The following is an 11,548-nucleotide window of genomic DNA, read 5'->3' on the forward strand; positions in this document are numbered from 1 at the left end:
GCATTCGCTGGTTTCCAGCTTGATAGCATGGAGCGTTGAGTCGAGGGGTGCCAGGTCGTCTACGCCATCGTCGTCGCCCATATACAACGAGAAATCAGGGTCGTCCGAACGCATCAAGCCACTGTCGTCTCCTGAGCGCATCCAAACGGCCCCGGATGCGTCGATATATGCGAGCGAAGGCCGACTCCATACCTTGATCGGGCCTGCCGGTCCGCGTCCGGACAGCCAGAACCAACTCTGAGGTATGGAGACTTGAGAGCAAGGAGGGATCGTTCCTACCTGCGCCCATTCGAGAAGTGCACCCGTACCCCAGCCGACGGCGTCAGCGCGGGCCTGGGAGACATGAGCAGGTTGCCGCAGAATAGCACTAGGGATCGGGGCGAAGTTGCGGTTCGAGATGACTAGAGAATTCTTCGTTTGCCACATGGTGACCCGAACGGCTTGAGCCCGCTCCTGTCGCGACGCATCGGTTCGCGATTGGTGAAGCTGATCATCGGCCACTTGCCCTGATTTCAATGTGCCCCACGCGGTCACTGCCAACCCTGCAGCTGCCAAGAGCGCTGCGAGAACTGTCGTGTGCCTGACCCAGTCAACACCTGCGTACCACTGCCTCAAACGACGAAGTGGCCTCAGAACTCGACAGTTAACAGGGCGAGGAGAATGGGAAGACGCATCGGGTCGTCGTAACTGTGTTGGCCGCGGCGGCACTTGCCGGATGCGAATCCTTGGTGAGCGTGGGCGAGTAACAGCCATCAAACCTCGCAAATTTTTCGTGAACACGATTTCAGACGATTCTGCGCAGGCTCTGGTTCCGGACGAGGAGACGCAAACTAGTTCGCCTGTTCACCCTCCGCCCGTGACCAGATATGGATTCGCCATCAAAGCTCTCCCCAAGGCCCGTAAGCCGTTCGGGGACGAAGAAGAAGACGTGCAGCCCGAGGGCACCGAGGAGGAGGCGCTAGAGGGCAACGACTCCGGAGCGGCCTTCGAGGACTCTGCCGGTGACATGGGCCAGGCCCCCGCGGCGCTGCCTAAGGACTCGGCGGCGCCCATGGAGGAACCTGCTGCCGAACCGCCTGCAGCGGGGGCCGCACCCCCGGCCGAGGATGAGGAGCCGGTCGACGCGCCGGAACCGCCGTCCGACGACACCCGGCCCTGGGCAGGTGACATGTACGACGATGGCGACGAGACCGACCCGGCCGACGCCTTCTCTGCGTACACCGGCAGCAACGGTGAACAGGCTTGGTTGGATCGGGCCCCAGACGGCACACTGACCGGGTGGGTCAGGGACGGTACGGGCCAAGTGTGGCGCTACACCGACCCGGACGCATGGGCGGTCGACGTGGACGGCGCGCACATGACCCGCACGCACAGCCAGGCCGACGAACCCTCCGCCCCGCCCACGGACGCCCCACCCGGCAACCGTGGCGTACAGGACTCGATGTTCCAGCAAGGGAGCTGACGTGCAGTTGACCCGCAGCACCGCCCTCGCGCTCCAGCAGCAGGGCAAGGCCGCCTTCGAGGCGGGCGACCCCGCTGACTCCAGCCCGTACAACAGGTTCGGCAACGCAGAGCAGCAGTTCGGCTATCAGTTCTGGACCCGCGGTTACATCACGGCGCGTTCGGTCGCCGAGGGTGCCCAAGAGCCCGCAGGAGCCAGCGCAGGACGTTAGGCAGACGCGAACGGCACGGTGCCCGGCGGCCCACTGTCCACCGCCGGAGGTTCCCCGCCGTGCCGAGCGCTCCACCCACCAGATCGTCACACCCGAATACCCTGCGAGGCACCAGCCGGGCAATCTACGCCGTCACTGGCGTGGTCGACGAGGTCAACGACCTCATCGTCCCCGGCGCCTTCGCTCACACCCTGGCCACCCGCCGCGTCAAGGCCGTCTGGCACCACGAATGGAAGGACGCCGTCGGCGTCGTCCTGCAGGTCGAGGAGTGGCTACCCGGCGACCCCAGGTTCGCCGACGTCCCCGACTGGCCCGCGGAGGCCGGCGCCCTGGTCGCAACCGTCGAGTACAACCGGCGCACCAGCAAGGGCCGCGACACCTACGAGCAGGTCAAGCAGTGGTTCGAGCACGGCGAAGCCGCGTTCTCCATCGGCTACCGCGTGCCCACCGACGGAGCCACCCGCCGCGGTGACGGCGTCCGCGTCATTCACCGGCTCGACCTGTTCGAAGTGAGCCCCGTCCTGCACGGCGCGCACCCCATGACCCGGGCGCTTGAGGTCAAGGCCGCGGCCAACCCCGGCATGGAGTATAAGGCGACGCCCAACCTCGTCGAACTCGACACAGAGAAGGACGAGGACCGCATCAAGGTCGCCGGACTCGTCCTCAAAGCCGAGGACACCGGCCGCGTCCTGCTGATCCAGCGCGCCCTCGACGACGAGGACCCGGCCGCCGGAACCTGGGAGTTCCCCGGCGGGCACCTGGAGAAGGACGAGGACGCGCTCGCCGCGGCGCTGCGCGAGTGGCAGGAGGAGACCGGCGCCGAACTCCCCGGCTCGACAGGCGTCGTCGGCTCCTGGACCGCCCCGAACGGCATCTACCGCGGGTTCGTCGCCATAGTCCCCGGCGAGTCCCACATACCGCTGAACCCGCCCCCCAGCGAACGACGGGTGACCAACCCCGACGACCCCCAGGGCGAAACGCCGGAGGTCACCGCCTGGTGGCCGATCACCGCCCTCCCCGACATGTCCCTACTCCGGCCCGCATGCCGTGACACCCCCTGGTCCCTCCTGGCAGGCGCCACCCTCCCGCAGGGCCCGGCGACCAAGAAACCCAGCGCCGAGGCCGAGCAGTTCGCCGCCAGCGTCATGAACACCTACGCCGCTCTCAGCACCACGGAAGCGAAGTCCGCGCACGCCGCAGTCGCCGCCGCCCGCTCCGTCCAGCCGCGCATCGAGCACAAATCCGCCCGCTCCACGGTCGCCGAGGCCAAGAGCCATCCCACGCCCCTCCCGGAGGCTTCTGTGATGTCCCCCAACCCCCTGCCCGAATCCCAAGAGCAGTTCCGCGCCCGCCTCTCCGACAGCGTCCGCGAACTCCTCGACCGGGACGGCCAGACCTGGACGTGCATCGAGGGCACCTACCCGGACCGCGTCATCGTCTCCGTACACAGCGAGGACGAGCGACGCAGCAGCCACTACGCCATCCCGTACACGGTCACGCCGAACGGCGAGATCAGCCTCGGCACCCCTCAGCCCGTCGAACTCGCCACCGTCGTACTCCCGGAAGGCGCCAGCGCGCAGCGCACGGCAACCGACGCGGAAGACGTCGACGCCCGCGTTGTGCAGCCCACCGTGGAAGCCCTCGCCGACGCCACCGCCCGCATCAACACCACCGAGGCCGACCCGGACCAACTCACGGGCGTACGGGACAAGGTGCGCACCCTGATCGCCGCTCTGTCCGCGAAGGGCCTCGACGTCGCCGACGACACCGGAACCCCGGCGGCCGCTCCCCGGGACCGCGCGGCTGGCCCTACCGGCATGGACCTGTGGGACGAGTACACGTTCAACGACGACGAGGACGACGAAGTGCCCACGGAGGACGCTCCGCCGCCCGCCGAGGACGACGTCGACGAGGAGGACACGGTCAGGCTCGACGAGGACGAAGTGAAGTCCGTGCTCGCCATGATGCGGAGCTGAGTCGCACGACTCAGCCGCACACCTCCTCCGCCCCCCTGTGCGCGTCATCTCGCAAAACCGCAGGTCAAAACCTATGCGCTGCCCGCTCTTGACTCCCTGAGCGGGCAGCGCGCGACGTTAACCCCTCTCTCCCTCTTCACTCCCGCCTCGCGTTGAGGCTGTCCCGGTGCTGGCCGGGCGGAGCGACGCACGTCAACCGCACCCCAGCACCAGGGAGAGAGCAGCAATGCCCGACAACGCTCGCATCAAGGAACTGCAGAAGCAGCTCCAGGCCAAGAGCGCCGAGGCCGAGGAGATCAGCAAGTCCTTCAAGGTCGAGGACGGCGGGTTCGTCGTCTCCACCGAACAGGCCACCAAGTTCCGCAAGGTTTCCAGCGAGGCGCAGGAGATCAAGGCGCTCATCGACGCCGAGCAGGGCCTGGTCGAGATCAAGCAGTACCTCCAGGCCCCGGAGACCACGCCAGCCGCGGCCACGCACTACGGCAAGACCCCGACCACGGAAGAGAAGTCCCTCGGCGACCTGTTCATCGAGTCCGACTCCTTCAAGCGCGCCAGCGCCGCGGGCTTCGACGACCGCCCGTACATCCGCGCCTCGCTGGAAGGGAAGTCCATCTTCTCCCTGAGCGCCGGCACGGTCACGCACCAGACCCTCGGCAGCGTCCAGAACCTGGGCATCGCCGAGCGGGCCTACCGCAAGTGGCACATCCGGGACCTGTTCCCGAAGTCTTCCACCAAGCAGGCCGTCCTCTACGGCGCCCGGGAGACCGGCTGGACGAACAACGCGAGGCAGGTCAAGGAGCGCTACGGCGCCGACGGCACCAGCCCGGCGACCGGCGCGGACACCGACACCTGGGGCCGCGCCCCACGGTCGAAGCTGTCCCTGACCCCGGTGATGTACCCGGTCGCCGAGGTCGCGCACCTGATCGACGCGCACAAGAACATCCTCAGCGACGAGCCGCGCCTCAAGACGTTCATCAACGGCCGCATGGTCGAGGGCGTCAAGTACCAGGAAGACTGGGACCTGCTCCACTCCGTCGGCGACGGCCAGTCCCTCACCGGCATCTACAACACCCCCGGCGTACAGCAGTACACCGGCCTGGCGACCGACAAGTACAGCGTCCAGATCAGGCGCGCCATCACCAAGGCGTTGCTCGCCGAATATGAGCCCACCGGCATCGTCCTGTCCCCCACGATGTGGGAGCACGTCGAGGTCGAAGAGGACGACAACGGCGCCTTCCGTGTCGCCGTCGCCGTCGCCATCGGCGCGGAGAAGAAGGTCTGGAGGCTGAACGTCGTCGAGACCACGGCCATGGCGGACACGGACTTCCTGATCGGCGCCTTCGGCCTCGGCGCCCAGCTCCACGACAGGGAGAACGTCAGCGTCACCGTCTCCTCGGAGAACGCGGACAACTTCGAGAAGGGCCTGATCACCTTCCGCGCGGACGAGCGCCTGGCGCTCGAGGTCCCGCGGCCCGAGTCCTTCGTCATCGGCACCTGGACCCAGCCGACCGGCTGACCCAGGAGCGGGTGAGGGGGTGCACCCGGCGACGGGTGCACCCCCTCCACGTACCACCACCACGACCACGGAGGACTCCGGTGCTCGAGAAGCAACAGCTTGGCCTCGCGGAAGAGTTGGACGCGCTCGCCAACGCCCCCACCACCCACCGAGGCCCACAGTGCAGCGTCGGGGCGTTCCTGGCCGCCGCGGACGAGAAGGCAGCCGCCTCCCTGCGCGCGGCTCTGGACTCCGACCGTGTCACGGCGAAGGCCATCGCCGACACCCTCAGCCGGTACGGCGACGCGGTCACCGCGTACACCGTCGCCCGGCACCGGCGCCGCGGGCAGTCCAACGGATGCCGGTGCGAGCGATGAGCCTCAACAGCGACCTGCAGGCGCTCCTCGAACCGGCCTCCACCGAGCAGAGCCACCCCGCACAAGCCCAGCGCACGCAGCCGGCCGCCCCCCGCGGCTGGGAGGCAGGAGTGCGGTACGAGCCCGGCGGCACGATGGTCGTCACGGCCCCGCCCACTGAGGCGCAGCCCGGCGGCGAAGCCGACTGGCGTGAGCGCGTCCAGGAGATGGGGCTCGCCATCCCCGAGGGCTTCCGCGTCCGCCTCGTGGAGGCCAAGCACGACCCGGCCGCCTGGCACCGCGACAACCAGGGCGACGACGCGGTGACCCGCGCCGTGTGGCGCTGCCGCTATGTCATCGAACCGGCCGCCCCCGCCTGGCAGTCCGCCGGCGACGTCGACGCCCTCGCACGGGACGCGATGCGCCGCCGCAGGAAGCCTCGCCCCGCCGTCGACACCGCGGAGCGCGCCCTGGTCGTCGTCTACGCCGACCCTCAGGCTGGGAAGGTCGGCCGGGACGGCGGAACCCCCGAACTGGTCGCACGCGTCGCCGACCGCTTTGACCGGCTCGACGACCACCTGCGCGACCTCGCGGCCATCGGCCGGGCGCCCACCGCGGCGTACTGGCTGGATGCCGGGGACTGCGTTGAGAACTACGAGAACACCGCGCAGCAGGCATACACCAACGACCTGACCATGACGGAGATGATCCGCGTCCACCGCCGGATCACCTTCGAGGGCCTGGACCGCCTCGCCGGGCGCTTCGGCCGGGTCGTCGCCGCGACGTGCGGCTCGAACCACGGCCGGGTCCGCCGCGGCCGCGAGGCCGTCGGCCCGCCCAGCGACGACTGGGGCATTGAGGTCCTGTCGCAGATCGCCGACGCCTACGCCCGCAACGAGGCCGCCTACGGGCACGTCAACTTCGTCATGCCGGAGCGGTGGCGAGAGTCGGTGTCGCTGGACATTGCTGGGACCATCGTGGGCCTGGCGCACGGGCACCAGTACGCCCGGCCCGACAAGGCCGTGGACTGGTGGCGCGGGCAGACCTTCGGCCGGCAACCGATCGCCGACGCGGACGTGTTGGTCACCGGCCATTTCCACCACTTCCGCGCCCAGCAAGTCGGCAACGGCCGCCTGTGGATTCAGGCCCCCACCCTCGACAACGGGTCCGACTGGTACACCGCGCGCAGTGGAGAGGTCTCCGCGTCCGGGCTCCTCGTGTTCAGCGTCGGCCCCGACGGCTGGGACGACCTTCGGCTCCTGTGAGGGACCGCAATCCCAGCCCAAGATCGTTCTTGCACAATTGTGCAAGCCCGCCCAGGGCGCGACCGTAGCGCTCTCCGTCCCCCATCCTTCCGCGGCCACCACACCGGAAGCAGCGGAAGGACACCCATGGGGCTCTACCGAGAGAACGGCCAGCGGATCACGAAGGCGGCGTTCCCGGCCGCCGCGCTCACCGACCCGCCCAAGCGCATCACCGAGAACGTCTACCAGACCGAGCCGTACGGCCGCGGCGACGGCCGCCCCGAGGGCTCCCGCCGTCACCTGCTCTACGAGGCCGGGGACGTCGTCCCTCAGTCCGTGATCGACCGACTGTTCACCGCGGCGACGATCGCCACCGTCACCCCGGCCACGGGCCCGGCCGCGGGCGGCACCACCGTCACCATCACGGGCACCGCTCTCGATGGCGTGTCCGCCGTGAACTTCGGTGCGACCGCCGGGACCGAACTCACGGTCGTCTCCGCGACCGAGCTGCGCGTCAAGGCGCCCGCAGGGGCGGCCGGGGCGGTGAACGTCGTCCTCGTCGACGACGCCGGCAACGTCACCAAGACCGGCGGCTTCACCTACACCGCCTAATGACCACGGGCGCCCGGACGGTCCCAGGCGAATGGAGCCGTCCGGGCGCAGTCCGTGTACCCGCGCCGCCCCGCCGAGGCAGGACGCGACACAAGCGCCGCCCGGTGTGCAGGGTGCGCGCCGACCGGACCACCACCCCGAGAGGGAGCCCACCCATGGCAGCCACCACCCGTACCCGTAAGACCGCCGCGGCCAAGCCCGCGGACGCTGGCGACGCCCCCGTCGCCGAGACCGAGCAGACCACCGCGGAGCCCGCGGGCACTCTGGCCACCGAGGAGACGACCACCACCGACGCCAGCCCGAAGGCCCCCGACGCGGCCCCGCTGGAGCCGCCGATCGTCCACGATGCCCCCGAGGCACCAGCGGAACCCGGCTATGTTTCCCCGACCGAGGTCATTCCCGACGACATCGCCGAGGTCATCCTCGACGACGCCACTAAGCAGCCCCCGGCCGACATCGAGGCCGTGTTCCAGCCCGTCACCCCGTACGGCTCCACCCTCCGGTGCACTGTCCGCCTGGTCGAGCGGACCTACGTAGGGCCGCACCGAAACCCGATCGAGCGGCTGCTGCAGCCCAAGGGTGCGCACGTCTCCGAGAGCATCGCCGCCCGCATCCGTGAGCGCCTGGTCGCGCAGGCCGACGCCGTGACCGGCAGCGAGAAGTAAGGGAGGCCCGGGGTGTCGGTCGTCGACTACGAGCCTATGTACGGCGGGGCGCACTACGACCCCGAACCGGCCGGAGGACAGGTCACCAGCCTTGCTCTCTACGACGGCCCGGAACGCACCACCGAAGTCGCCGCGGCAGGGCCGGCCACTCGGCTGCGGCCTGGGACGTACCGGTTCGCGTTGCCCGACGTGCCGCCCGGCCGGTACTGGGCAACTGTCACCTTCACCCCGAGCAGCGGCGCTCAGCCCGTCAAGGACCAGTCCGTACGGCTGGACCTCCCCCTCGGGCTGGGGCTCGCCACCTCCCCGGAAGCCGTCGCCGACGACCTCGGCGTTCCGCTCCCGCTCACCCCCGCCCAGCGTGACGCCCTCACGACCGCGATCCGTCGGGCACAAGCCGACGTCGAGGGTTACTTGGGGCGGTCCCTCGTTCCCCGCGTTGTCACCCGCACCGCGGTCACGCCCTACTGGCGCCCTGACGAGGACCTGGTCGACCCCGAGGCGTGGCCGTTCGACATCGACGATGACTGGCAGGTGTCCGCCTACCGCGACCGCGGGGACGGCACGTACGACGTCGACCTCCTTGTCGGCCTGAACGGCGCCGCCGAAGACCCGGTCATCCGCTACGTCACCGCCCACGCCGCGGAGTCCGAACGCAACCGGCCAGGCGGCGTCGGCGCCGAGGGCCGCCGCGTCTCCTCCGTGAGTGCCGAAGGACAGTCGATCTCGTACGACTCGGCGCCGACGGCTGGTCAGGCCGGCGCACTGCCGACCATCGACACCCTGTCCCGGTTGAAGCGCCGCCTCTGGCAGCCTCTCGCCACCCCGCCGCGCCCGCCGTGGCCGTACTCCTCCGCCCGCTACCGCCGTCGCTGAAAGGGAGCTGCCCCGCATGGCCGTCGTGCTGCCGAACGCCACGCTGACGGTGCGCGCCCTCGCCCATCCTTGGGAGCGCGACGCCAACGGCGTGCCCGTACCGCCGAACCCCAACCAGAAGCCCACCCCGCGCGGCACTTGGCCCGGATCGGTCCTCGAGCAGACCGACGGCTCATGGTCGGTACGGCTCGACCCGCAGGCGTGGCCGGTGGAGGCCGGCGACACCATCACCGACGAGGCTGGCCGGTCCTGGACACTGTCCAACGCCCGTCTCCATGCCGTCCCCGGATGCTCGGATGCCGACTACATCCAGGCCGCGGCCACGCTCAACCCCCCAGAGGTGCCCTGATGGCGAAGTTCACGCCCGCCCCGGGCCTCGAAGAGGCGCTCGCCCGGATGGTGGCACCGGCGGTCCACCGGATCGCTCACCAGGTGGAGATCGAGGCCAAGCGGTTGGCTCCGCCCGTCAAGCGCTGGGTGACCATCGGCGACGACAAGGTGCGACCAACCCACGTCGCTGCCCAAGGCCAAGAGGTGCCCGGCAACCTGCGGTTCTCCATCAACTCGATGGACTGGGACCGCCGACACCGCGGCGTAGGCGCCAAGACGTACATGCGGGAGCCGAAGGACGAGTCATCCCGCGCGGTAGCCAACATCAAGAACTGCCGATGCACGACCCACAGCGACCCGGACGGCATCGCGAAGAACATCAACACTGGCCAGCCCGTCGTCGCCGGGAAGAAGGTCACCGTCACCGTCACCGCCCGCGGACACCTCGTCGTCGAGGCCGAGGTGGGCACGGTCTACCCCGGCAACCTCGTAGCCGACGGCGCCCACTTCATGTCCCGCGGCGCCGCCATCGTCGCCGCCCGCCGCTGAGCACGTGACACAAGGGCCCGGCGTCCGCACAGTGCGGGCCATGGCTACGAACACCACCACCAAGAAGACCGCCACCGCGACCACGACCGCGGCCAGCGAATCGGTCACCGAAGCAATCACCGCCGAGGCGCGCCCCGAGCACACGCCCACCCGTCCCGTGCCCGTCGTCGGCCCCTCCCTCATCGAGGGTAAGGAGCCCGTCCCCGTCACCCTGTCCCATCACCTGCGCATCGACGGCGCCGACTACCAGCCGGGTTCCCAGGTCCGGGTATCCCCGGACTATGCCCGCCGCCTGCGCACGCAGGGTTACACCTCCCGCACCTGATGACTGAGCTGACACTCGCGGACGCCGATCCGGTCTCCGCGCTCCTCGCCTGGCTCCAGCAGAGCACCGCAGCCGCCGACGCCCTCGGCGGCCCCGGACGCGTGTCCGGCATCGCCGAAGCGCCGTGGCCACACCTCCGGATCAGCCACGGCCCCGGCGGTGACCTGCGCGACCTCAACTGGGCCATTGCGCCGGAGGTGACGCTCGAGGTCTACGGCGACCCAGGCGGCTGGCCGGGACAAGCCGAACTCCGCCGGATTCTCCTGAGCTGCGCGCGGGCGGCACTCAACGTGGTGGAGGCCCCCCATGTGCCCGGACAGCCGGTCATCAGCGGCGTCAAGCCGTCCGGGCTGCTCGTGTGGTCGCCACTCGTCGACGGACAGCCACGGTGGTTGATGAACCTGTCCGTGACCCTGCACCCATGACGACGCGACGTTAACTGTCCCGGCTCTCCAAGGTGTCCGCGCCCTAGCACCGGACACCAAGGAGAGGCCCGCCATGGCTGGCGAGAGCACCAACAACAACGAGATCGTCATCCCGCAGCTAAGCCGTATCTGGCTGGCCCCCGTCGGTACCGCGGCCCCGGCCGACGCCACGGTGGCCATGCCTGCCGGGTGGCACACGGTCGGCCTGTTCACCGAGGACAGCTTGAAGTTCAACTCCGAGCCGAACTTCGAGCAGGTCCGTTCCGCTCAGTCCTCATACCCCACCCGAACCTTCCAGACGACCGATGCCGCAACCGTAGAAGTGGACCTGCAGCAGTGGTCCGGCAAGAACTTCAAGGCGGTGTACGGCGGTGGCTCCATCACCGCCATCACCCCCTCCGGAGGCGGTGCCAAGCACTTCAAGTTCTCTCCGCCCCGGATCGGCGGCCGCACCGAGATCGCCGCGTGCATCGAGATTATCGACGGCGGCAAGCACTACCGGTACATCATCCCGCGCGCCATGCAGATGGAAGGCGTCTCCAAGGACCTCGCCAAGACCAAGGAGAGCGTCCTGCCGCTCCGCCTGGCCGTCCAGGGTGGTGACGACACGGACGCCTGGTACCTCATCACGGATGACCCCGCCTTCCAGCCGCCAGCGCCGACCATCACCACCGTGACCCCCAGCACGGGCCCGATCGCGGGCGGCACCGTCGTGACCATCACCGGCACCAACCTCGATGGTGCGACCGCCGTGACGTTCGGCGGCGCGGCTGGCACCGCGCTCTCCGTCGAGAGCGACACGGAGCTGACCGTCACCACCCCGGCCAGCACCAGCGGCGCCAAGGACGTGGTCGTGACGACCTCGGGTGGCAGCGCCACCGAGACCGGCGGCTTCACCTACGCCTGATCCGGTCCCGGGGGGGGGGGGGGGGGGAGGGGGGGGGGGGGAGGGGGGGGGAGGGGGGGGGGGAGGGGAGAAGGAAGAGAAAAGCGGCACCTGCTCCGCCCGTCCGCCTCCCCAG

The 11,548-nt window shown here is 69.7% G+C and carries 14 protein-coding genes; all 14 read left to right on the forward strand.

What is annotated here, in order from left to right:
* Positions 1–856: 856 nt before the first annotated feature.
* Positions 857–1,462 carry a hypothetical protein gene (locus ACFXOM_RS28415; RefSeq protein ID WP_385040005.1) on the forward strand — a complete coding sequence of 202 codons (606 nt, stop codon included), beginning with the start codon at positions 857–859 and terminating at the stop codon, positions 1,460–1,462.
* A 7-nt stretch (positions 1,463–1,469) separates the two neighbouring features.
* On the forward strand, positions 1,470–1,673 hold the full coding sequence (locus tag ACFXOM_RS28420) for a hypothetical protein (protein WP_385040007.1): 204 nt from the start codon (positions 1,470–1,472) through the stop codon (positions 1,671–1,673).
* A gap of 140 nt (positions 1,674–1,813) precedes the next feature.
* Positions 1,814–3,649 carry an NUDIX domain-containing protein gene (locus ACFXOM_RS28425; protein ID WP_385040010.1) on the forward strand — a complete coding sequence of 612 codons (1,836 nt, stop codon included), beginning with the start codon at positions 1,814–1,816 and terminating at the stop codon, positions 3,647–3,649.
* A gap of 226 nt (positions 3,650–3,875) precedes the next feature.
* On the forward strand, positions 3,876–5,165 hold the full coding sequence (locus ACFXOM_RS28430; protein WP_385040013.1) for a phage major capsid protein: 1,290 nt from the start codon (positions 3,876–3,878) through the stop codon (positions 5,163–5,165).
* Between the two features lie 80 nt (positions 5,166–5,245).
* Entirely contained in the window at positions 5,246–5,521 is a 276-nt protein-coding gene (locus ACFXOM_RS28435; RefSeq protein ID WP_385040016.1) for a hypothetical protein, read from the forward strand.
* Positions 5,518–6,765, forward strand: coding sequence for a hypothetical protein (locus tag ACFXOM_RS28440; protein ID WP_385040019.1), 1,248 nt, complete (start codon positions 5,518–5,520; stop codon positions 6,763–6,765). The genes ACFXOM_RS28435 and ACFXOM_RS28440 overlap by 4 nt, the downstream gene beginning before the upstream one ends.
* A 126-nt stretch (positions 6,766–6,891) precedes the next feature.
* Complete coding sequence (locus ACFXOM_RS28445; RefSeq protein WP_385040022.1) at positions 6,892–7,356, forward strand: IPT/TIG domain-containing protein; 465 nt, start codon at positions 6,892–6,894, stop codon at positions 7,354–7,356.
* A gap of 155 nt (positions 7,357–7,511) precedes the next feature.
* Entirely contained in the window at positions 7,512–8,021 is a 510-nt protein-coding gene (locus tag ACFXOM_RS28450) for a hypothetical protein (RefSeq protein ID WP_385040025.1), read from the forward strand.
* 12 nt (positions 8,022–8,033) lie between these two features.
* Entirely contained in the window at positions 8,034–8,897 is an 864-nt protein-coding gene (locus tag ACFXOM_RS28455; protein ID WP_385040028.1) for a hypothetical protein, read from the forward strand.
* A gap of 16 nt (positions 8,898–8,913) precedes the next feature.
* A complete protein-coding gene (locus ACFXOM_RS28460; protein WP_385040030.1) occupies positions 8,914–9,246 on the forward strand; it encodes a hypothetical protein in 333 nt (110 codons plus the stop codon).
* The gene (locus ACFXOM_RS28465) at positions 9,246–9,776 is read left to right on the forward strand and encodes a hypothetical protein (RefSeq protein ID WP_385040033.1); all 531 of its coding nucleotides are present in this window, start codon (positions 9,246–9,248) and stop codon (positions 9,774–9,776) included. The genes ACFXOM_RS28460 and ACFXOM_RS28465 overlap by 1 nt, the downstream gene beginning before the upstream one ends.
* A gap of 40 nt (positions 9,777–9,816) precedes the next feature.
* Entirely contained in the window at positions 9,817–10,101 is a 285-nt protein-coding gene (locus tag ACFXOM_RS28470) for a hypothetical protein (protein WP_385040036.1), read from the forward strand.
* Positions 10,101–10,526, forward strand: coding sequence for a hypothetical protein (locus tag ACFXOM_RS28475; RefSeq protein WP_385040039.1), 426 nt, complete (start codon positions 10,101–10,103; stop codon positions 10,524–10,526). The genes ACFXOM_RS28470 and ACFXOM_RS28475 overlap by 1 nt, the downstream gene beginning before the upstream one ends.
* 73 nt (positions 10,527–10,599) lie before the next feature.
* Positions 10,600–11,433: an IPT/TIG domain-containing protein gene (locus ACFXOM_RS28480; RefSeq protein ID WP_385040042.1), complete on the forward strand. Its 834-nt coding sequence runs from the start codon at positions 10,600–10,602 to the stop codon at positions 11,431–11,433.
* Positions 11,434–11,548 lie beyond the last annotated feature (115 nt).

The sequence above is a fragment of the Streptomyces sp. NPDC059169 genome (assembly GCF_042755225.1).
In the GTDB taxonomy this organism is placed as follows: Bacteria; Actinomycetota; Actinomycetes; order Streptomycetales; family Streptomycetaceae; genus Streptomyces.

Bases quoted from the DNA above. Each gene is read 5' to 3' on its own strand.
- ACFXOM_RS28430 (WP_385040013.1), top strand. From the start codon at position 3,876: ATGCCCGACAACGCTCGCATCAAGGAACTGCAGAAGCAGCTCCAGGCC.
- ACFXOM_RS28440 (WP_385040019.1), top strand. From the start codon at position 5,518: ATGAGCCTCAACAGCGACCTGCAGGCGCTCCTCGAACCGGCCTCCACC.
- ACFXOM_RS28445 (WP_385040022.1), top strand. From the start codon at position 6,892: ATGGGGCTCTACCGAGAGAACGGCCAGCGGATCACGAAGGCGGCGTTC.
- ACFXOM_RS28450 (WP_385040025.1), top strand. From the start codon at position 7,512: ATGGCAGCCACCACCCGTACCCGTAAGACCGCCGCGGCCAAGCCCGCG.
- ACFXOM_RS28460 (WP_385040030.1), top strand. From the start codon at position 8,914: ATGGCCGTCGTGCTGCCGAACGCCACGCTGACGGTGCGCGCCCTCGCC.
- ACFXOM_RS28465 (WP_385040033.1), top strand. From the start codon at position 9,246: ATGGCGAAGTTCACGCCCGCCCCGGGCCTCGAAGAGGCGCTCGCCCGG.
- ACFXOM_RS28470 (WP_385040036.1), top strand. From the start codon at position 9,817: ATGGCTACGAACACCACCACCAAGAAGACCGCCACCGCGACCACGACC.
- ACFXOM_RS28475 (WP_385040039.1), top strand. From the start codon at position 10,101: ATGACTGAGCTGACACTCGCGGACGCCGATCCGGTCTCCGCGCTCCTC.
- ACFXOM_RS28480 (WP_385040042.1), top strand. From the start codon at position 10,600: ATGGCTGGCGAGAGCACCAACAACAACGAGATCGTCATCCCGCAGCTA.